The organism is bacterium, assembly GCA_036382775.1.
In the GTDB taxonomy this organism is placed as follows: domain Bacteria; phylum Hydrothermota; class Tepidihabitantia; order SM23-42; family JAOAFX01; genus DASVHD01.
Genome location: DASVHD010000035.1, coordinates 88093 through 110127 on the forward strand (window position 1 = coordinate 88093; position 22035 = coordinate 110127).

The 22035-nt window shown below is 51.7% G+C and carries 16 protein-coding genes; 8 read left to right on the top strand and 8 right to left on the bottom strand.

Annotated elements, in window-relative coordinates; genetic code table 11:
- Nucleotide 1: 1 nt before the first annotated feature.
- The 5 genes from VF399_08000 to VF399_08020 form a co-directional block, all read right to left on the bottom strand.
- Nucleotides 2–436 carry a pyridoxamine 5'-phosphate oxidase family protein gene (locus VF399_08000; protein ID HEX7320283.1) on the bottom strand — a complete coding sequence of 145 codons (435 nt, stop codon included), beginning with the start codon at nt 434–436 and terminating at the stop codon, nt 2–4.
- Nucleotides 437–553: 117 nt separating this feature from the next.
- Nucleotides 554–1444: a PhzF family phenazine biosynthesis protein gene (locus VF399_08005; GenBank protein HEX7320284.1), complete on the bottom strand. Its 891-nt coding sequence runs from the start codon at nt 1442–1444 to the stop codon at nt 554–556.
- Between the two features lie 168 nt (nt 1445–1612).
- Nucleotides 1613–4366: a TonB-dependent receptor gene (locus VF399_08010; GenBank protein ID HEX7320285.1), complete on the bottom strand. Its 2754-nt coding sequence runs from the start codon at nt 4364–4366 to the stop codon at nt 1613–1615.
- A gap of 105 nt (nt 4367–4471) precedes the next feature.
- Nucleotides 4472–7690, bottom strand: coding sequence for a BTAD domain-containing putative transcriptional regulator (locus VF399_08015; protein ID HEX7320286.1), 3219 nt, complete (start codon nt 7688–7690; stop codon nt 4472–4474).
- Nucleotides 7687–8628, bottom strand: coding sequence for a nitroreductase family protein (locus VF399_08020; protein ID HEX7320287.1), 942 nt, complete (start codon nt 8626–8628; stop codon nt 7687–7689). The genes VF399_08015 and VF399_08020 overlap by 4 nt, the downstream gene beginning before the upstream one ends.
- Nucleotides 8629–8751: 123 nt before the next feature.
- On the opposite strand from VF399_08020, the gene VF399_08025 reads away from it, so the two are divergent.
- The 4 genes from VF399_08025 to VF399_08040 all read left to right on the top strand — a co-directional run bounded on the left by VF399_08025 (nt 8752) and on the right by VF399_08040 (nt 14051).
- Nucleotides 8752–9261, top strand: a complete 510-nt coding sequence (locus tag VF399_08025; GenBank protein HEX7320288.1) for a hypothetical protein — start codon at nt 8752–8754, stop codon at nt 9259–9261.
- Nucleotides 9262–9323: 62 nt separating this feature from the next.
- Nucleotides 9324–10586, top strand: a complete 1263-nt coding sequence (locus tag VF399_08030) for an MFS transporter (GenBank protein ID HEX7320289.1) — start codon at nt 9324–9326, stop codon at nt 10584–10586.
- Between the two features lie 8 nt (nt 10587–10594).
- Nucleotides 10595–12679, top strand: coding sequence for a S9 family peptidase (locus VF399_08035; GenBank protein HEX7320290.1), 2085 nt, complete (start codon nt 10595–10597; stop codon nt 12677–12679).
- A gap of 31 nt (nt 12680–12710) precedes the next feature.
- On the top strand, nt 12711–14051 hold the full coding sequence (locus VF399_08040) for a hypothetical protein (GenBank protein HEX7320291.1): 1341 nt from the start codon (nt 12711–12713) through the stop codon (nt 14049–14051).
- A 5-nt stretch (nt 14052–14056) separates the two neighbouring features.
- On the opposite strand, the gene VF399_08045 is transcribed toward VF399_08040, so the two are convergent.
- On the bottom strand, nt 14057–14188 hold the full coding sequence (locus VF399_08045; protein HEX7320292.1) for a hypothetical protein: 132 nt from the start codon (nt 14186–14188) through the stop codon (nt 14057–14059).
- 60 nt (nt 14189–14248) lie between these two features.
- Here VF399_08045 and larC point away from each other — a divergent pair, with 60 nt between their 5' ends.
- The 4 genes from larC to VF399_08065 all read left to right on the top strand — a co-directional run bounded on the left by larC (nt 14249) and on the right by VF399_08065 (nt 18216).
- The gene (gene larC, locus VF399_08050; protein ID HEX7320293.1) at nt 14249–15403 is read left to right on the top strand and encodes a nickel pincer cofactor biosynthesis protein LarC; all 1155 of its coding nucleotides are present in this window, start codon (nt 14249–14251) and stop codon (nt 15401–15403) included.
- 17 nt (nt 15404–15420) lie between these two features.
- Entirely contained in the window at nt 15421–15966 is a 546-nt protein-coding gene (locus tag VF399_08055) for a sigma-70 family RNA polymerase sigma factor (protein HEX7320294.1), read from the top strand.
- Nucleotides 15963–16421: a zf-HC2 domain-containing protein gene (locus VF399_08060; GenBank protein HEX7320295.1), complete on the top strand. Its 459-nt coding sequence runs from the start codon at nt 15963–15965 to the stop codon at nt 16419–16421. The genes VF399_08055 and VF399_08060 overlap by 4 nt, the downstream gene beginning before the upstream one ends.
- A 97-nt stretch (nt 16422–16518) precedes the next feature.
- Entirely contained in the window at nt 16519–18216 is a 1698-nt protein-coding gene (locus tag VF399_08065; protein HEX7320296.1) for a peptidyl-prolyl cis-trans isomerase, read from the top strand.
- Between the two features lie 24 nt (nt 18217–18240).
- Here VF399_08065 and VF399_08070 read toward each other — a convergent pair whose 3' ends face one another.
- Both VF399_08070 and VF399_08075 read right to left on the bottom strand, forming a co-directional pair.
- Complete coding sequence (locus tag VF399_08070) at nt 18241–20256, bottom strand: putative LPS assembly protein LptD (GenBank protein HEX7320297.1); 2016 nt, start codon at nt 20254–20256, stop codon at nt 18241–18243.
- A complete protein-coding gene (locus tag VF399_08075) occupies nt 20253–22034 on the bottom strand; it encodes an AAA family ATPase (GenBank protein HEX7320298.1) in 1782 nt (593 codons plus the stop codon). The genes VF399_08070 and VF399_08075 overlap by 4 nt, the downstream gene beginning before the upstream one ends.
- Between the last annotated feature and the right edge of the window lies 1 nt (nt 22035).

The following is a 22035-nucleotide window of genomic DNA, read 5'->3' on the forward strand; positions in this document are numbered from 1 at the left end:
ATCACACGCTTAGTCTTACAGCAGACATTTTTCCTAACGGCATATACTCGATCTGCCTCAGCTTCAGCTGCAGCAAACAAAAACTCGGGTCTTTGTATATTTTCCAGAAATATTTGAAGAATGGTATCGCTTCTGAGAGTTCTTTTTTAACTGACAAGCTCTTTACGATCAATGCCCTTCCGCTGCCCCTGACATAACCACTGTGTTTATTTGTCTTAAGCAGCAAACAAAATTCAATTGCCGGGTTGCGTTTGATCTGACACACTTTCGCGTCGCTCGACGATGTCGACACCCATAGTTTCCGTTTATAATGGATCATTGTCACCGGCCTGACCCGTGGTTTTTTACCGTCCGCCGTCGCCAGGTAAATAACCTGTGTTTTCTTGAACAATTTCCAGACATCGTTTAACGTTATCTTCTTCTTCCTTTTGACCATGATCACCGCCTTTTTTCTATCCTATAGAATATCAACTCGAAGTCAAGGCCGCCTTAACTGCCGCATATCGATGCATGCACATATATGCATATCTGCAATTGCACAGTTGAAAATAAGCTAAAGGAATGTTCCCTCAGCCACCAATCTGACCTTGCCTCCGACCAGGACTTCGATCTTTCCTTTTATGTTCCGGGCCTTGAGATACAATCGCGAACGCCGGCCGATCTCGTATCCCTGTTCAACCTTGACCGATATCACATCCGTGCCGAAATACCTGTTCTTCACGAGATACCCGGCCAGACATCCATTCGCGCTGCCCGTTGCCGGGTCCTCGGGAACGCCGTAAAAAGGCGCAAAAACCCTCACGTTGAGGTCATTCTGTTTGCTGTAGGTCTGGGGGCATAAGACCAGGATGCATCGCGCTTTTGCGCCTTTTATCAGCGTTTTGAAATCCCCGATATTCATCATCGCCTTTTTGACCGCATCAAGGTTCTTCAGCGGCGCAATAATAAAGGGCAGGCCCGTCGATACCTCCTGAACCGGGAACCTTCGGTCGATCGCCGCCGGCTTGATACCCAGGGCTTTTGCTATCCTAAGCGCATCGAAGTACTTTCCAAAAACCGGGGTGTTCTGTTTCATCCACAAGATACCTGGGGTTTTGCCCAGATACTTGAATTGAACCGGTATCTGCCCCACTTTCAGGTTTAGCTTGACTTCATTCACCTTGCGGCGCATCAGCATTTGCTGTATGACATAAGCCGATCCCAGTGTTGGATGTCCGGCAAACGGAACTTCCTCTTCGGGCGTAAAGATCCTGACATCCCAACCGCCATTATTTTCCTTATCAGATCTGATAAACGTAGTTTCCGAAAAATTAGTCTCGCGCGCGATCTTTTGCATGGCCTTTGCCGGAACGTTGCCGGCATTGATGAACACGGCCAGCTGGTTGCCCGCAAATTCCTGCTCGGCAAATACGTCGACGATATAGAATCTCAAATCTTTCGCCATGGATCCTCCGGTTTCATATAAAGCATTGTCTTTTCGTATTCCAGGGTAGTCTATAATACGGATCGTCTTTTGTCAAGATGCCGTTGAATCAGTTCGCGGACAGGAGTTTTACCGGAATATTGATACCGCGTGGGGGCTGCCCTGCGGGCAGCCCCCTGTGTTTCTTACTTAGAAACCTATGCTGGCGCCTAGCTGGATCCGAAACGGACTACCGTAGTTGACCGGGTTGTTATAGAAATCAGCCAGGGCGTCCATATAGCTGCTCTTCATCTCGGTCGCCGCGACCACGCCGTCGTGATTGAAGTCGGACTGCGGCGAATACCTGGTGCTGGTGAGCGTGAGCGGTCCGAATTGGTCAAGGCTTGGTTCCGGGTCGCCATGATTATCGGGTTCGCCGGTCGTCTGATACACGGCGATCACCTGTTCGGTATTGAAGAGGTTCTGAATGATCATGCTCAAACCCAGGCTGATCGGTCCGACCATGATCTGTTTCGATGCGTTCCAGTCGACATTCCAGCTCCCCGTCATCCGGGCGGAATTTTCATCGCCGATGCGGTCACCGCGCAGGTTCGTGGGCGTGTAGGGTTGTCCCGAATTGTAGGTGAACACGAACGAACTGGCCACGCTCTGCAGCGGGATGAGGATAAAATCCTTGGGCAGCTGGAGATCAAGGTTGGCATTTACCAGGTGCCGCTCGTCAAAATCCAGCCAGTAATCGATCACCGGCGGGTCGATCTGGAAATTGTAATAATCATTGTAGTATTCACCGGCGAACGAGGCCGTTCCTTTTGCGAATTGCAGTGTGTAGCTTAAGCCCAGTGCCCACATGCTCGACATGATCTTGTCGATCCTGAATTCAAATCCCTTTACGTTACCGTAGTCAACGTTGAAGTACTGGAAATAGGTGATCGGGAGCGCCGGCACCTTCCGAATCTGGGAGAGGTCGTATATATCCTTGAAATAGGTCGTGAATCCGAACACCAGGACATCCGACAATTGGTTTTCCAGGCCGAACTCGTACATGATCGTCTTCTGGGGTTTGATGAAGATGTTGCCGATGATGGTATTGCCGCGGGTGAGCGCGACCCGGACGACCGCCGTATCCGTGACCATGTAAAGATTCTGGAGCACCGGCAGCTGGAAATAATGCCCGTAATTGAACCGGAACTTCATGCGGTCCGTGACCGGCAGGGAAAAACCCAGCCGCGGTGATACCTTATAGCTGTTGTCCGCCCAGGTCAGCGTGTCACTCAGGAAATCGCCAGGGTCGCCATAGGTGTAGGTCCTGGGATCAAAATAATCAAGGCGCATTCCGACCCGCGCAATGAGACCCTCGAAATCCATTTTGTCCTGCACGTAAGCCGCAAACTTGATGGGTGAGCGTTCGTAGTAATCCCAGAACGGATTGTTGACCCAGGGCAGATTATTGTCATAGTAGCTCATATTGTACTTGATCATGTCGCCCCCGGTTTTGAACTCGTGGATCTTGCCGATCGATTGAGTGACATCGAATCTGCCCTGCATATCCTCATTCGCCCAGTAACGCCACACGCGGAAATCGCCATACGTGTAGAAAATCCCCTCGATCCCGTAGGGATTATACCGTAGCGCCTGCACATCACGGTCGGTGTACTCTTCATGGTACTGCATTACGCTGTCAACGATGACCTGCCGTGCCGGCAGTCTGTGGTCTGTGAGGTATGGGATCAGGTGTTCGGCTTTCATCCGGTAATCCTCGTACCATTTCCGGTCATGGTCCGATTCCCATGCATAGTCGCGCGTGCCGAAGATCTGCTGGAAACTCGTGTAGCCGAGTCTCAACGATGTCAGAGTTTTGGCGGATAACATATAATTGAAGGTCATTGACCCGATCACGTTTTTTTGACGGTTCATGGGAACATTGGCAAAATATTTCATCTTGGGATCGTTGATCGGGCCATAGATGATCCATTGTTCGCGGGAATTGTAAGCCGAGGCCGTCACCTTGCCTTTGGCATTAGGGAGCAGGTACGTAAGGCGGGCGTTTCCGCGGTATTCTTGACGCGGAGATTCCACCTTGTACTGCGCTGCCTGGTAGGACTTGGTCGACATGAGTTCGACGGACAGAAAATACCTGAGACGGCTGGTCAGCGGGAATGGACCGCCCACTGATAAATCGTAGAGGCTGTACCCGCAATTGAACTTGTCAAGCTTGTCCGATACCAGGAACTGGTCCGTAAGATAGCGCACGCTGCCCGACGGTTTTGAACCGCCTTCTCGCGTTACGACATTAATGATGCCGGAAAGCGCGTCTCCGTATTCAGCGTCAAATCCGCCGCTGATCACCGATACCTCTTCGATCGCTGACGGGCTCATGTCAGCCGACACGTTGCCGGTCTGCGGTACCTTCGTAATTATCCCATCGACAAAATATGTGATCTCTTCGTTCCGGCCGCCCCTGATATGCGTGCCCAGATTGCTTTGCACGACTCCGGCCTGCAGTGATATCACCTGATTGATGGTCGTGACCGGCAGGCGGCTAATGTCCTGCGAAGTCACGGAACGAGAAGTCTGGGTCTGGGAAACGACGATCGGCTCTCTTACCGCGATCGAGGTCACGCCTTCGACCTGGATAATGGTCGGTCTTAGGCGGAAATTAAGGACCGTGGTCTGGTCAGCGTTCACCACCACGCTCGTGTACGTAAAGGGATCATATCCAAGGTATGAAGCCATAACCGCATAGGTCCCCGCCGGAACATACAGCACGGAATAAACACCCTTCTCGTCGGTCGCGGTGCCCAGTTCCGTACCCTCAACTATCACGTTAGCGCCGATCAGGGGATCTCCCGTCTCACTATCCACGGCTCGACCTGTTATTTTTCCATACTCGGCACCAAAAAGGTGCATGCTGATGATCAAAAGGCAAGCGATGAATCGTATCATGTGTCACCTCCGATCTACTGTATATCGGAACCTCACAGAATAATCACAGGATTGTCATGACTGGGCAGAATTTCGGGATTTTACGGTATTAACAGGTAGTGGCGGTTATTTCAGGGATTTCTGGTAGATCTGCGCCGCTTCATCCGATGGTTTATCGATACCCAGTTCTTTCAGGTTGCTGGACAGCATTTCAAATTGCTTTCTAATACCCTTCCTGTCACCCATCGCTGAGTAACACCTCATGATCCCGATATGGGTGGTCTCATCATAAGGGTCGTATTGCAGCGCACGGGCATAATAACGGACGCTTTTATTGTATTCTCTGGCTTCATAAAAATAAACGGCTATTTTTTTGCAGATCTTAAGTGTCGCTTCGCGGTAATAGGACCGGATATTACTGGTCCAGTCATCGATCGTCTCGCAACAGAAATCACCCCGGTACATTTCCAGCGCCTTCTCATACAGCCTTACGCTGTAAGTACGGTCTAGTTTCTCATGCATCTCCGCATCCTTGACGATCGCGTCGAATCGCTGCAGATCGGTTTTAACGATAAACGCCGGGTTGAAATAATAGCGCTGGTTCCGGTATACGATCAGCTGCTTCGCCGGGATAACGGTCTTGCTAATTTCCTTGATCAGGTTCCTCAATGACGATATTTCAACCTGCAGGCTATGTGATGCGTCATGCAGATCCTTGTCCGGCCAGAACGCGTCGACGAACTGGTCCTTGGTGCAACCGTTCTGCTGGTTGACCACGAGGAAGACGAACATGGTCCGCGCATTTCTCGTACGCCAGTTCGGCGTCACGGTCCTGCCCTGCCCGTCGCGAAGCGTAAGATCGCCGAGAAAACTGCAATCCAGGTCGACCGTTCCTTTGGCTGCGCTGATCGTATTGAGCAGCCGTTTTGCCTCGTAACTATCTATGGATCCAACGATGCCCGTCAGATATTCCTTGCCGATATCGTTTTTCAATCCGAATTCGATAAGCGCAATATCGATATGGCCCTCGTAGATCAAGAACGCATCGTATTCCTGGCCCTGGGCGATGGTGACGGCTTTTCCCAGTGCGCTGGCGGCCTCCTTGCGGTCATTCAGGACAAGGTATGTACCACACATCTTGTAAAAAGCGCGCATCCGCATGTACGCCTGGTCAAAGCGCACGGCCTTTTTCAACGCCTTGTCATAATATCGCAGTCCATCGCGATGCTGCCCTTTTGCCTGCTGGATATCGCCGCCGACCAGGTAATATTCGATCATGGGTGCGGGCGGTGTCCTGGCCGTCAGCAGCGGTTCCAGTTCCCGCATGGTCTTTTCGCTCTCGGCGATCCGTCCCATCTGGAGATAGGTCATGGTGATACTGAGCAGGATCGATATTTTGAACAGCTTTTCATTTGACGGCACCATCCCCAGTATGCCGCGGTAGCACTCGATCGCCTTGATATAATTCCGCTGCGCGTAGTACAGGTCGCCCTGTGCGAAAAGCCGATAAATGTCGTGTGAATGGTCATTGTAGCGGTCGGCGAATTCCCGCGCCCGTCCGAGATTGGCATCGGCTTCCATGAGGTGGTAATTGTAAATGTTCACCATTGCCGCGTCCGCGTACATTTTCCCCAGTTCAAAAAAGATCTTGCCGCTCTCGAATTGCGAGAAGATCTCCCGGAAGACTTCTTCCGCTTTCTTGTAATTGCACATCGCCCAGTACAGGTACGCCAGGTTCTTAAGGACCTGGATCTCAAGTTCAAAATCGCCGATGCGGCGGGCAATGGCCAGGGCGTCGCCGAGATATCTCTGGGTCATGGAAAATTTTGACAGCAGCCGGTATGAGTTCCCGAAACTGACAAGGATCTCGATCTTGCGCCTGATGTCGTTCTTGGACGTCAGCCGCAGTGCCTTCTTGAATAAGATGAGGGCTCTCTGCGGTTCTGCGATATACAGGTAGAGCGACCCGAGTATATAATAAGCCTCACTGAGGATCCTGACATTCCCCCGACGGTGAAAGACCGCAATGATCGGCTTGATGATCTTCATCGCCTGATCGATCCGGCCCAGGTAAAGAAGCATCCGGGCTTTTTTCAGGATAAGACCGGGATAATCGGCGATCACGGTTTCGGGAAAACCGTCGATCAAGCTGACATATGATGAGTATTCGCCGGAGAACCGCCATACCCGGTAATTCTTTTCCAGGATCCCGGCGGCTCGGCCGTAATTCTCGGCTTTCAGGAAATAGCTCACCGCCGTTGTAAGTTCACGATTTGTCAGATAGAAATTCCCCAGGGTATAATACAGCCTTTTGATCGTCCGGCTGGGATAGTATTCCCTCAGCCGGCGCAGCAGGAAATCATGGAACAGCGGATGACAGGTGTAGCGGCTGCCGACCCGCGTGACAAAGATGTGTTCATGTTCCAGATACCCGAGCACCTTTTCCGACCTTCTCGTCTGCAGCAGGCGATTGCACACGTCCACGCTCAGAAAATCGAGGATCGAGGTGTGCATGAGGAATTTTCTTATTTCCGCGGGCTGGCTTTCAAATACTTCACCCGCGAAATAATTGAAAATATCTTCGCCCGATGTTATGTAATTGTTGAAAGCTTCGCTTGCTCTCGACCCGCCGATGGCGCTGAGCTTCTGCAGGATGAGCTGAATGGCGGTGATCCATCCTTCGGCGTGCTCTTCAATGTGCCCGACCGTGTCGCCCGGGATCTTGAGCCCATAGACATCCCACAGCAGGGACTGCAGCTCTTTTGTCGTAAATCGCAATTGTTCCTTCTCGATCTTCAAGAGCTCCTGTTTGGCCGATAAATAGTCGAGATTCAGCCGCGGCGTGGCGCGGGATGCGATTATCACGTGAAGATTAACCGGTGCGTTGTGCAATAGATAATCGATCATGCTCGCGATCTCACGGTTATGCAGAATATGATGGTAGTCATCAAGGATGAAGAAAAAATCATCTTTGAATTTCTCCATGAACACATTGATGAACGTGCCCACGATTATCTGGACATCCCTCGTGTACGGGATAATGCTCGCCAGCCTTTCCCCGAAACCGCTGGCATGGCGGTTCATGCCCTCGGCGACGTAACGCAGGAATGTCGCCACATCATTGTCATGGGTATCAAGATTATAAAAGAAAAAAGGAGAAGAAAGTTCCTCACAGAACTGCGACAAGAGCGTCGTCTTCCCGTAACCCGCGTCCGCGCAGACCAGTATCAGCTTTTTGTCGGTGTTGTTCCTGAGAATGTTCAGCAGCCGCTCGCGGCGCAGGATCCGGCCCCGGGCATACGGCGGCTGCAATTTGGTCAGAACCAGCGGTTTGGATTCAGTCATGAAAACCGGGGCTGGCGGGCTTGAGTTTTTTTTAAGAAATGGCTCTGGAACCATTTAAATCCGTATTCTTCCATGATCGTCATGAACTCATCGTTGTTGTCAGGCATAATATCCGCCCGGTAATGAAGTCCAAAGTAGCGCTGCGCCGCGTTTATATAACCGGTTTTGCGGATACGTTCAATGCACTTTTTGGCGAACCGCTCACCTTCAACTTTCGCGCATACCTCATAGATGGTCTTTAAACGGCCGCTGGTAATATCCACCTTCAGGTTGGAATATTTTTCATTGAATGCGTCCTTTAGTTCCCGCGCTTTAAGCCGATGGTACTTGTTATTGTGGACGATGACTTCCGGACTAAGTTTCTTGCGCGGATGCAAGGTTCCCCGCGGATAACCCAGGCACACCAGAACGACCGGGAACACGCACCGGGGAAGCCGGAACATGGTCCGCAGCCTCCTGAAACATTCCAGCACCGTGCCGATGTATACTGAACCCAAACCCATGGCGTCGGCCGCGGTACAAACCGTTTGCGCGCAGACCACCGTATCCTGGAAAGAGATCCAGAAATGGCGGAATGATCTTGTTGCCGAAAACGGCGCGCATTCGATCTGGGCCCATTGCCTGATCCGGTTCCAGTCAATGCAGAATAAAAGGTCGACCGGAGCGCGGGCGATGAAATCCTGGTCGCAGAGGTCCGCCAGCTCCCGCTTGGATGAAGCCGATGTCACCTTGATGATAGAGTAAGGTTGCAGGTTGCCGCCGGTCGCCGCGTGAGTACCCGCCATGAGTATCGTCTTGATAACCCGGGCCGGAACTTTTCTGTTTAAAAAACTGCGGCAGCTTGCCCGTTCCATTAGCGATCTGACGGTCTGATCACGGCACGTTCCGCGCGTCAACGTCTCCGCGCCGTGATGGGACGGCCATTTCCGACCGGGCATATTCCATTATATGTAATGCCGCTTTGCTGTCAACCGTGTACCTGGCGCTGTAGTACGCGATCCCCGATGGAACCGTCTTGCAATCAGGGATTTTCTGGATACAATAATCCACAAGGAGATGCCATGAAAAAATACATCGTATTGTTCATACTAATATCGACTTTTGTGTGCCTTGAAGCCAAAAGTCTGAGACGGTCAACGCTGCCCCTGCTTGAGATCGGCCCTAAGGCGAGCCTGTATATTTCGAATGATATTGCGCTGGGTATCGGCGCCGAATTGGTCTGCAACCCCGTCCGGAATATAGGCATCAGACTGGATGTCACAGAATTACGTTTTGGCGGCAATACTATATTTTACTTAAACTGCAATTCATCACTTGATGGTTTGTTCTACATACCCATGCGTGGGTTCGAACCATATGTCCACGGCGGTGTGGGATTCATGTTCGTCGATAATGAAGGCTCTGCCGGCAGCAGTACGTCGTTCACGATGCGCTTTGGCATGGGTGGTTTGTTCCCAATCAATAACCGTACCAATTTTTTCGTTGAACCAGGCATCGTCGTCGAAGACCTTGGAGACAATACTAATGCCATTTTCCGGCTCTCGTTCGGAGCCCGCTTCGGCGTGTTATGAGAAAAGAATCCCGGCCGTAAGTCATAATATACTTCCTCGATACTGCGGTATGTGACTGATCCTTGCTAAACAACATCCTTCGTAAAACCACCAAAGCTTCAGCGACCTATCGGCAGAACCTCAAACTGTTCTCACTGAACGCCCGATTATTCCTTGTCGGTACGTTCTTCATGGGGATGGGTTTTTCCGGTTTCATGCTGCTGTTCAACCTGTATCTCAAAGCCCTTGGTTTCCCGGAAGGACGGATCGGCAATATCATAACCGCTTCGACGCTCGGTACGCTCATCATGGCGGTCCCGGCATCCGCCCTGATCCGGTCGTTTTCCATAAAAAAGATCCTGATCATAGCGACCCCGATCTCGGTCCTTTCCTATGCCCTGATCGTAACCACGACCAGCTACTCGATCCTGTTGACCGGCGGTCTGGTATCCGGACTAGCCACGTCCTTTTTCCAGGTCGCCGCGGCGCCGTTTTTCATGCGCCATTCGACCCCCCAGGAACGGCCCTATCTGTTCAGTTTAAATTTCGCGTCTTCACTGATCGCCGGTGTCATTGGCAGCTTTCTTGGCGGATATTTGCCGGGGCTGATCGAAAGCACAGGCCTTTCGGTGATCACGACTTACCGTTTCACGTTGTACATATTCGGCGGTCTCGTTTTTGTGGCGATCATCCCCTATTTGCTCATGAGAGATGTAAAGCCGGATTCCAGCGTGTCACAGAGGGACCTTAACCAGGCGGTCAGGAATGCCGGCATTTTGGCGCCGTTGACGACCGATCGTGCCACGATCATCAAGCTGTTCCTCCCCAATCTGGTCACCGGTCTGGGCGCGGGTCTGAGCATACCGTTCATCAACCTGTATTTCAAAAGCGTTTTTTCTTTATCTACGCATTTGATCGGTATCTTTTACAGTTTATCGCAGATCGCTATGATCATGGGTCTGCTGATGGCTCCCCTCTTTGCTGAAAAGATCGGCAAGATCATGACGGTCGTCCTATCCCAGCTTTTTTCCATCCCCTTTTTAATTATCATGGGGCTCACCCATAGCCTTCCTTTCGCCGTCGCGGCTTTTCTCGTCCGCGCGTCGCTTATGAACATGGCTCAACCGCTGTTCACGAACTATGCGATGGAACGCGTGCGGAGCGAGGAGCAGCCGCTGACCAACGCGCTGCTGGTCATCGCCTGGACCGCCGGTCGGGGCTTGAGCGCCAGTTTCGGCGGACTGCTGATCGAACGCTACACTTATGCCGTTCCTTTTTTCGGCACGAGCCTGTTGTATCTGGTATCGACAGCACTGATCTTTTATTTTTTTAAAAAACTCTCGTAGGAGGCACCATGCATATCCTGATGATGATCTTGGCCATTACCGCCGCGGGTGGCGACCAGGGCAGTCCCGTTGCCCCGGTAGCCAAGCGGACACCGAAGGTGGACACGCTTTTTGGCGATATCAGGACCGACGATTACTATTGGCTCCGCGACCGGGATGACCCCGCCGTCCGCGCATATCTGGAAGCGGAAAATGCTTATGCCCAGCAGGTGATGGCACCAACCGAATCGCTGCAGGAAGCTTTGTTCCAGGAAATGGTCGGCCGGATCCAGGAGACCGACCAATCCGTGCCCGAGAAATTTGGCGACTGCTTTTATTACACCCGTACCGTGGAAGACAAACAATATCCACTCTATTGCCGTAAACAAGGTTCGCTTGATGCTCGTGAGGAGATCATTCTTGACCAGAATACAATGGCCGCGGGTCATGCCTATTTCGATCTGGGCGTGGTCCGGCCCAGCCCCAATAACGCCATGATCGCCTATACGGTCGACACCACGGGGAACGAGCAGTACACAATGTATATCAAGGATCTGACCGGAGACAGCCTGATCCATGATCAGCTCCCGGAGATCGAATACAATGTTGAATGGGCGCTTGATGACCGCACGATCTTTTACATGACCTGCGATCAGACTTATCGCCCCTACCGTCTGTATCGCCACCAGATCCTCAGCCACGGCAAAGACCGCCTTTTATATCAGGAAGATGACGCGATGTTCTATATGGACATCAAGATCACAAGAAGCCGGCAGTTCCTGCTGATGACCCTGGGCAGCAAGACAACGACCGAGATCCGCTGCCTGAGCACGGATTTGCCGCAAGGATACTTAAAGACTATAGTACCCCGCCGGCATGGCATTGAATGTTATGTTGAACATCAGGGCAAATTTTTCTATATCATGACCAATGACCAGGCGCCGAACTTCAAGATCATGAGGACGCCGATCACCGGCAGCAGCGCCCCATGGAGCGAGATGGTGCCGGCCAGCGATTCCATATTCATTGAAGCGATTAATGCTTTCCAGAATTTCGTTGTCGTTTCGGAACGCATTCAGGGATTGCCGCAGCTGCTGGTCATAAACGTTAAGACCGGCAGCCGGCATTACATCAAGTTCAATGAACCGGCTTATGCGTGCTGGGTGAACCGGAACCCCGAGTATCACACTAGCGTGGTGCGTTATACCTACTCGTCGTTCGTCACGCCGACGACGGTGATCGATTACGACATGACCGATCAAACTTCAACGGTAAAAAAGGAGGATCTGATCAGGGGATATGACCGATCACTATACATCACGGAGAGGATCCTGGCCCGCGCACCGGACGGTAAGGGCATCCCCATCGTGATGGTCTATAAGAAAGGATCGCGCGGCAATGGACCAAGCCCGCTGGTGCTTGAAGGGTATGGAGCCTATGGCAGCTCTGAAGACCCCTATTTTTCTTCTGCCCAGCTGAGCCTGCTGGACCGCGGTTTCATCTGCGCGCTCGCCGCGGTTCGAGGCGGCGGCGAAATGGGAAGGCAATGGTACGAGCACGGCAAGATCCTGAATAAAAAAAATACTTTCACTGATTTTATCGCCTGCGCCGAGCACTTGATCGACAGCGGATATACGTCCCGCCGGCAATTGGTGATCGAAGGCGGGAGCGCCGGGGGGTTGTTGATCGGAGCCGTGCTCAATATGAGACCGGATCTGTTTTTCCAGGCCGTGGCCCAGGTCCCCTTTGTCGATGTCCTCAACACCATGCTCGACCCATCGATCCCTTTGACGGTCACTGAATACGAAGAATGGGGAGATCCGCATATCGAAAAGAATTATTTCTATATCCGATCGTACTCGCCGTATGACAACGTAAGCGCTCAGGCTTACCCCCACATGCTGGTGACCGCCAGCCTCAACGATCCCCGGGTAGGTTACTGGGAACCGGCCAAATGGGTGGCACGGCTGAGAGCTCAAAAGAGCGGCACCAACCTTCTGCTCTTCAAGACGAACATGGGTGCCGGACACAGCGGCGTCAGCGGTCGGTATGAGCGGTTCCGGGAAAGAGCTTATGAATTCGCTTTTATCATATCCCTCATGAAGATCCGTTGATCACACGCTATCGATTGACAGATAAGGCTTTTTGAATATATTTATGGTAATGATCCCGGATAAAACGAGCAAGGAGATCACTCAGATCGTAAAGAACGCGGGTGATCTTGAGATCAAGGGGAAAACCAAGGAAGCGATCGTCGAGTATGAACGGGCGGTGAAGGTCTGCCCGTCCGACGGCAACCTGTTCAACCACCTCGGCGATCTGTACATCAAGGTCAACCGCATCAAGGAAGCCGTTGATGCCTACATGAAAGGCATTGATATTTTCCGTAATGATAATTTCTACCGCAACGCGCTGGGCATCTGCAAAAAGGTGTTAAGGTACGATCCGGGCAATCTCGAGATCAACCTTATCATCGCGAAATTGCTGGTCGAACTGGATGAAAAAAGCGACGCGTCGATCTACCTTTTTTCTTATATCGAGCGGCAGATGGCATTGGGCAAGAAAAAAGAAGTCATGCAGGCTATTGAGTACCTTAAGGAACTAAAGCTGGCAGACCGAAGGTTTTCGGACAAGATGGCGCAAATATATGAAGAAGTCGGTGAGCCAGCTAAGGCAGCGGATGTGAAAAAAGAACCGGTCAAACCCGCTCCCGCCGCAAAGCCTGTTCATGAGATCCACGAGGTAATGACGCCCCCGCTTCTATCCGAAGAAAAAAGGGATTCTGCGGAAGTATATGATTTTCAGCCGGTTCTCGACGATCTGAATCGGAACGAAAGGCTGCTCACCGGCACGGTGGAAAAACTGGGCGGCACGGTCCAGGATATTGAAAGGGTGATCCTCGAGCTCCGCAAGGCCATGCGCCTTGACGAGATCATTTCAGCCCTGGACAAATCCCTTACGATCTTTTCCGATGAACAGAAAAAAACCATCGCTCTCCTCCAAAAATCACTGAGCAGTAACATCGAGACACTGCAAAAATCTGTCAGCTCGCACCAGCAGAGCGCCGAAAAGAGCAGCCACGAGCAGCAGCAGTTGTTCAAAGACCTGGAAGCGGCCCTGGCCACTCTCAACAAAAACCAGACATACCTGTCCCAGGAGATCTCGCGCAACCTGGAAAAGGTGAGCGTCAGCTTCAATACAACCGCGGACCGAAGCATGCAAGAGATCAAATCCATGATGACTCACTATGAAAAAGCGACGAACGACATGGTCTGCAGCCTGAGCGAAACGAAAGAATGCAATACATCGCTCATCAAACTTTTCGAAGACACCAAAACCGGGATCCTGACGCTTAACGGTTCCCTGATCAAGTTCATCGCGGCCCAGGAAACAAAAGAGAAAAAATTCACGCGCAACATCTACATCATCATCGGCCTTGCCGGCGCCATTGGCATCCTGCTGATTCTTTCCCTGATATTCAAATAACCATACTAGCCTGATACCCGGCGGTCATAACGCTGGATCATGATCCCGGCCACGATCAAAACGAGCCCCAGGATCGCGGGCGCCCTTATCGTCTCCCCCGCAGTGAAGCGGATGATCACGAATGATGAAGCGGACATCGATGTGAAGGTTACTCATCCCTTGAAATCCGGTCGAATATGGATACAATACCTCAACTTATGAAGGTGCTGTATTTTGATCCGATCCTCGGTGTCAGCGGTGATATGATCCTGGCATCGCTAATTGACCTCGGTGTGGCAGAAAAATACCTCGCGCAGAAACTGCGGTTCGCCGGGGATTTCGACCTGGTCGTGAAAAACGTGAACCGTTCAGGAGTCAGCGCGAAAATGTGCACGTTCGAGATACGGATGAAGATAAACGAAAACCGTTTTATTCCCCTGGTCACTCGCAGCCGCCTGCCGCAACACATCAAAAAAACAGCCATCACTATCATCCGGCGGATCTTTGCCGTCGAAAGGAAAGTACATCATACCCGTCATCTTCATCTTCATGAACTCGCGGATGCCGATACCCTGCTGGACATCGTGGGCGCCCTTGTCGCCATTGATTTCTTGAAGGTCGAGCATGTGTACACGCGTTCGATCAAAGCGGGAAGGGGATTTATCCAGACCCGCGAGGGATCGATGCCGGCATTCAATTTCGCCACCGCCCATCTGCTGCGCGGTTTCCCGGTGGAATTCATGCCGGTCAATGCCGAGCTCGTAACACCCACCGGCGCCGCTATCCTATCGACCATCGCCGAACCGACCGATGATCTAATCTTTATGTCGTATGACAGGGTCGGTATGGGCGCCGGCTCGAGAACGATCAAAGGCTATCCCAACGTGCTGCGCACTTTTCTGGGCAGGACAACGGATACCATCGGTGATGAATGCCTGGCGATCGAGACCAATATTGACGATATGAATCCCCAGGACTACGAGATCCTGTTTGAGCGCCTTTATCAGGCGGGTGCGCTGGAGGTCTTTTTGACGCCCGTGATCATGAAAAACAGCCGGCCCGGTGTCCTGCTCAATATCCTGTGCGAACGGTATGACCAACGCATCATGGACATCCTCCTGTCCGATACGACGACCCTGGGGATCAGGCTCAGGTTTACAAAACGGATAAAACTGTCGCGCCGGCTCCTGAAAATGTCCACGCCTTACGGTCCGATCCACATTAAGATCGCTGATCATGGGCGCGCCCCCCGGTTTTCGTTGGAATATCGCGACATCAAGAGCATCGCCCAAAAAACCGGCGCGTCGATCATTAAACTCCGGGAAGATCTGCTGAGGTATGTGACATCCAGATTGCCCGGCCTTAAAAGGTAAACAAATTGACGCTGACTTTGTCTAAATACAGGGAGCTAAGCGATGAAGAGATCATTAAACTTGTCAAGACCGGCGAGGTCGAGCCTTACGACGAGCTGGTTCGGCGAAACGAGGTCAAGATCCACGATCTTTGCTACAAGATGGTAAAAAATTATGATGACGCGCGGGATATGGCACAGGAAACGTTCTTAAAAGCATACCGGAACATAAACAAGTTCGACGGACGGTCCAAATTCTCAACCTGGTTATACCGGATCGCGGTCAATAACTGCCTTAATTTCCTCAAGCGCCAGAAACCGACCGAGGAGATCCAGGAGAATATCATCGAGACGCCGAAAAACAATCCGGTCGAGATCTACAAACGTAAACGCGCGAAGGAACTGGTCTATGAAGCGGTCGGGAAATTGCCGAATGTTCAGAAGACGGTTTTTACGCTCCGGGCATTTGAAGATCTGCCCTATCAGGAGATCAGTGAGATCCTGAAAAAACCTCTCAGCACGGTCAAGGTGAACTATCACCTGGCCGTGAAGAACCTTAAGACGATACTTAAGGGGAAAGTATGAACTGTCAGGAAATCCAGGAAAAGATAATAGATCTCATTTCCGGGGATGTCTCGCCCGAGGAAAAAATGATGATCCGCGAGCATATCGAAAGCTGTCCGATGTGCAGCGAGGAGTACGAGTTCATAAGCCAATGCGTCCAATGCTGGAGCCCGGCGGAAACCGAGAGGTTCTCCGCCACCTACTGGGAGGAATTCGAAATATCGATCCATGAAAAGATATGCCAGTGCAAACCAGTACGGATCATCCCCTACCGGATCATCATCCCCATCGCTGCCACCGTGCTCAGCGCCGCCGGCATATGCTATATCCTGTTCTTCAGGCCGGCCCCGAAAGAGGTCGTGAAACCGACCCCGTCTTCCCAGCAGTATGATCCCTACGAGGAAGTATACGAACTGTCACCTGAAGAACAGCAAGAATTCATAAAACTCATTAACCAGAAATATCCCGGCGACTAACCCTTTTTCACGTACCTATCGTGAGGACATCCGGTCAAGGATCGTCTTGACTTTAGCGGCGATCTGAATACAATAACCCCATGCTACGGAGGCACCCATGATGCAGACTTTCAGGAAAAATATGCGCTTGATCCTTTTCGTCGCGTTGGCCTCGTTCGCGCTCCTGATATTCTTCCAGTGGGGACTGGACATTACCGGCATCAAGACCGCCCCCGAGACCAACATCGTGGTTGTCGACGGCTCTCCGATATCCTACAACGATTATACGCGTTACGTGCAGGGCAAAGAAAATACGCAAAAAGGGATCACCCGCGATGAGATCTGGACCATGCTGCTGGATGATATCATGTGGAATAAACTGATCCAGAAAGAACGCGCATTCATCACGGATGAAGAGGTCTGGGCGATAATCAAGAATAACCCGCCAAGACAGATCTACGAGTCTGAATACCTCAGGAATGAAAAAGGGGAATTTGACTACAACAAATACATCGCCCTGCTCAGGGCGCCGGAAAGCCAGATATGGCTCCAGGAATACGAAATGAACATTCGCCGTGAACTGCCGCGGGAGAAGATCCGTTCCCTGGTTTCGACCATGGGATGGGTATCTCCCTTTGAGGACAGCATGGCGGCGGTAAAACAAACGACAACTTGCGCTTTTTCCATGGTGAGCATGCCTATATTCAAGCTCCGCGTTCGCGTTAAGACCGACAGCGCGGAAGTAGTCACCTATTACAATGAACACAGCGATGAGTTCACGACCCCGGAGTCAAAGATCGTTAAGTACGTGTTTTTCGAGCGGGTGCCGTCAAACGGCGATACGAATGATGCGCGAGCGCAGATGGATGATTTCCTGTTCCGGATGAACGAAGGCGAGAATTTTGATTCGGTCGCGCGTGAAGTATCCGATGATACTATTGTCGAGATCTCGTTCAACAATACCGGCGAATTACCCGGCCACCTGGCCGGACCGTACCAGGAACTGAAGGACGGTCAGACCTCAGGCATCATTGCCGGACCAGCCGGATTTGAAGTCATACAGCGGGTCAAAAAAGGGCTCCTCCGCCAAGCTAAATCCATGATCAGGGTATCCCCGTCAACGATCGGTGACATCTATGATCGGATCGAGGCGTTCAAGGAAGCGGTCAAAGCAAATGGATTTGAAAATGCCGCCGAGGAATACGGTTTAGAAGTTCACAAGAGCTATCCATTGAATCCGGCGAAAGTCACCTTTCCGATCCGGGATCCCGAGGAGTTGTCAAAATTTCTCTCAAAAAATGACCTGCGGCAGATCGCGGGACCGATGAACAGCATGGCCGGATATTATCTCTTCATGCAGGATTCCGTGATCCCGGCCAAGACCTTGGACTTAAACCAGAATTTTCTGGTCGTGAAAGCGCGGTACGAACGTGAAAAATTGAAATCTGAGCTGGCCCAGTACATGGACCGGACCTATGCACTGCTGTCACCCAGCAGAACGCTGGATCAGGTCGCCGCGGAGGACACGGTTCTCCTATTTCAGAAGGACGTAAAGAATGTTTTTCAGATCCAGCGGGAATACGGTGTTGAATTTGCCGGCACCGTTGCTGCTCTTGAGCCTAATCAGACCTCGAAACCGCTCATAACAGACTGGGCCGGATACATCATTCGTTGCGACGCCCGGACTGCGGTGCCTTTTGATTCATCCATGGCCGGGTACCTGCAGATGGCGCGGCAAATGCGCCTGCAAGTCCTGAGTCAGAGTATTTTTACGCCAAAGAAGATCGTCGATAATCGGGATAAATTTTTCGAATAGTCCCCTTAAAGATCACCTTTTTCGTCACTCCAGCAGGTAACCAAGCAATCCCCGGCCGATCTGGATATCAGGTATTTCCTTTATGCGGACTTTGAAATCGTAGCGCCAGCTGTCGGCCAGCTGGCTGAACGTGAACACGCCTTCCCAGCAGTGAAGGTTCCTCGTCAGGCCGATGCTGTAATCCACGAGCTTTCTGGTTTCGTAGTCATACCGACCCGAATATGCGACCAGCCAGTTCCTGGTCGGTTTTATGTCGCCATTGAACCATAACTGGTACTGGCCGCCTTTTGTGTAACTTTGACCTATGGTCAATGACAGATTATCGGTCTTGATCTGCAGCCCGTTCGTTGCCGTGTAAGTATAATCCCTGGTGTAGATATTGTATGATCCCTCAAGACGATTGGTAAAACCCGTTACCGGTTTGGGGAACGGATTCAATGGCAGGTTCACACTAAATGCGACCGGGTCTAACGAGTCGCGGTAAAAATCAAAGGCGCTGCCCGCGGTTATTCTTAAGAAGTTTTTTTTGTTTTTATTTTCGCCGACCTTGGCCTCAAATTCCTGGTTCAGGTCGAAACTCACGCGGTTCTGCTTACGGTACTGCGGAATACCGGAAACCGCTGGGAACCTCCCGTAGTCGGTGAAATCGGGCGTCCAGGAAAAAGCCGCGCTCGGCGTGATCTTGTGCAGGATCCCGTGGATACCCATGGCTTCGACCGGGAACAACCGGAATAAGGTCGTGTTCACGCCCAACCCGCACGAATACCCGAATCTGGTCGGGTATTTGCTGCCCGCAGTGTCCTCATCAAAGACCGCCGCATCCATGTCAATGCTCGGCGAGACCGTGAACAAACCCATGATATTCTGCTGCGCGGTCGGGGTCGCGTGCAGATTGGCGCCGCTGACTTCCTGCCCGCTATCGCCGGACGCAGCGCGGTCGCGGTTCATGTGGCCGGTTACCGAGTAAGTGATAAATGACAATAAACTGCGCGACGGCGTGGCGATCGTGTAGTGCGGTAATCGATCGTAAGTCGAGTCATACTGGAATATGATCCGGCGTTCCAGCGAGAGCGTGTTCTTGATACTGCCGATGTCCCGGCTGATCGTTGCCGTGGATGTCATCTCCCGCTCGACCCAGATGGTCGTCGTCTCAGCGTAGTCGGACCGGAACTGGTTATCGCTGGAATACTTGATATCGCAGTTGAATGAGGAACCAAGCAGGAAGTATGGCGAATTATCCCGTGCCGCAATGCTGTACCGCACTCGGTCAGTATCGGTCTCTTTTATATAGGTCACGAGTGCGGAACCAACGCTGAAAGGATTGTAATCCCAGACCGCTTCAGCCTGCGGCATGATCCCTTTCTTCTCGTAGGCATCGAGCTGCAGGGTCATATCGGCATAATCTGTCAGGACATGATAATAGGCGAAGCTCCGTATGTATTTGCCGTACACGCGAGAATTGCCGACCTTGAAAGGCAGCAACCCTGATTTCCGCTTATTCGAGATCGGCACGAACCAGAAAGGCGCTACCAGCACTGGCATGTTATAGATGAACAGGAAAATGGGACGGGCAATGACCATGTCGCCGAGGTACACTTTCATCCGGGGCGAGTAAAAATAGTAGTGGGGCGGCGAATCATTGCAGGTCGTGTACCGGCCTTCATACGCATTGACCTCCTTATTGCTGACCCAGCATATTTTCTCGCCCGCCATGAATCCCTTGTCGATCTGCGTGGCTCCCGTCTCCATCATGGCCTTCTTTGTTTCAATGTTGTATACGAGATAGTCGCCCTTGATCGAATCATCGACCTGCCGCAGGTGACAGGCCCCGAACGCCCGCAGCTGATTGCTGTCGATGAAGTAATGGGCGCTGTCCGAATACAGGACGATATCCTGATAGGTGATGATCGATGAATCGTTCAGGATCACCAACGATTTATTAAGGTCAAAGGTGATCTGGCGCGCCTGGTAAGTTATCGTTGATGAGGAATCGGTCTGGATCGTGTCCTGGCTGATGAGCCAGACAAGGAAAAACATCATTCCCGTAGGATTTCTTTGTAGCTATCCAGGACTACCTTGTAGTATTTCAATGCTTTTTCCTCGTCACCGAGCGCCCGGTAGATATCGGCCAGGCCTTCGTTAATAGCCACGAGGATCTCCAGGTCCGCAACCTCTTTTTGCCGGCGGCATAGGTCCAGGGCCTGCTCATAATAGGCAATCCCCGAACTGCAGGCTCCTTTTTTCAAAACCGCCTTTGCCGCTTTTAGCAGGTATTCGACCGCTTTCTTGTAGTTGGCGGACCTGAGATAATGGAACGCCGTTTGCCCTTCATATCCCTCCAGACGGCGGTAGTAATCGGCATTCCGTGCATGCCGTGATTCACGGTCCGGGATCATTTCATATAGGGCTTCGTGCAGCAACGACGAGACGAAAATATATTTGGTGCCGTACTTCTTGAGATAGTTCTTATCGACAAAATATTCGAACCGCTGCAGTTCCTTGTATTCGCCGGGGAATTCCTGTGGATCGATCTCAATGCCGAACATCGCCAGGGCGTATAGCGCATCCTTCCTTTCATTGAGCAGTTCGACGCGCCGTTTGACTATCGACTTGAAGTCGGCGAAGGGCAGGCTGAAATTCACCAATGACATCTCCCCGCGGTACTGGTTAAATGAATACGCTTGTTTTTCTTCCTGGTACAGGGAGATGTATTGACTGACATGCAGCGGTCCGGTGGGCGGCAGATTGATCCGCTCGCCGATCGATTTCTCGACGTAATTCTCAAGCTCCTTGTGGTCGATCTCGGAGAACTCATACTCTCTTAAACCGGCAATTCCTACCTGCACGCGGCACGAGGTGAAGATAAAAACAACGCCCTCGTCGAGCAACTGCGGCAGCATGCTCTGGATAAAACCCGCGGACGACACATCCATCGTATCGATGTCCTCGATGATCACCACCGCGGGTTTTTCCCAGGATGCCAGCCTTAACACTTCAACGACGCTTTTGATGATGATCTCCTGGCGCGTTTTAACATCGAGTTTCTCCAGGATCGATTCTTCATCTTCGAGGCCGAGGAAATCAAGGATCGCGAGATACGTGGTGCCGATGTCCTTGATCCCCAGTGATTTCAATCTCCTGCTGATATGCTGATGCCGCTCGTCGATCGATTTTATCCCGGTAAGACCCAGCACCTGCGAACAGATCTCGAGGATCGCCCGCAGCGGCTGCTGGGCTGGATAAGACGGGCAGCACGTCCGGAAAACCTGACGGTCCGGCAGTTCCTCGATGAGCTGATCGATGAACACTGTCTTGCCAATGCCCGCGGCCCCGTACACCAATACCGTCTTGCTGACGCTCAGGAGGTTTTTGAGCCCCTCGATCGACCGCGCATATTTGATCGGCGACACCAGGGCGCGGGGCTGGGGGAATTTTTTCTCGCCTGCCGGCACATCGACACGGCACACCAGGATCTGGCTTTTCATACCCTCGATCGAGAGCATCCCCAGCGATGTCAACTGGAAAAGCTCGATCATCTTCGGTTCCATTTCCTCGGATATCAGGATCTCGCCGAAATTTGCGATCTTGGACAGTCCCTTGGCCAGGCCCAGATATTGTGAAAATCCAAAACGTGCTTCCGGATATATTTCTTTCAGCTTGAACATGTAATAGACGGCATTAAGATCATTGGTCTGCCCTACGATCGTGTCCTTTTCAACCTGCACGATGAGCGTGGAAAATTTCTCAAGCAGCTTTACAAGGTCCTTGAACTTGTCCTCGGTCAGTTCGCGCACCAGGATGCTGACAAAATAATCCATG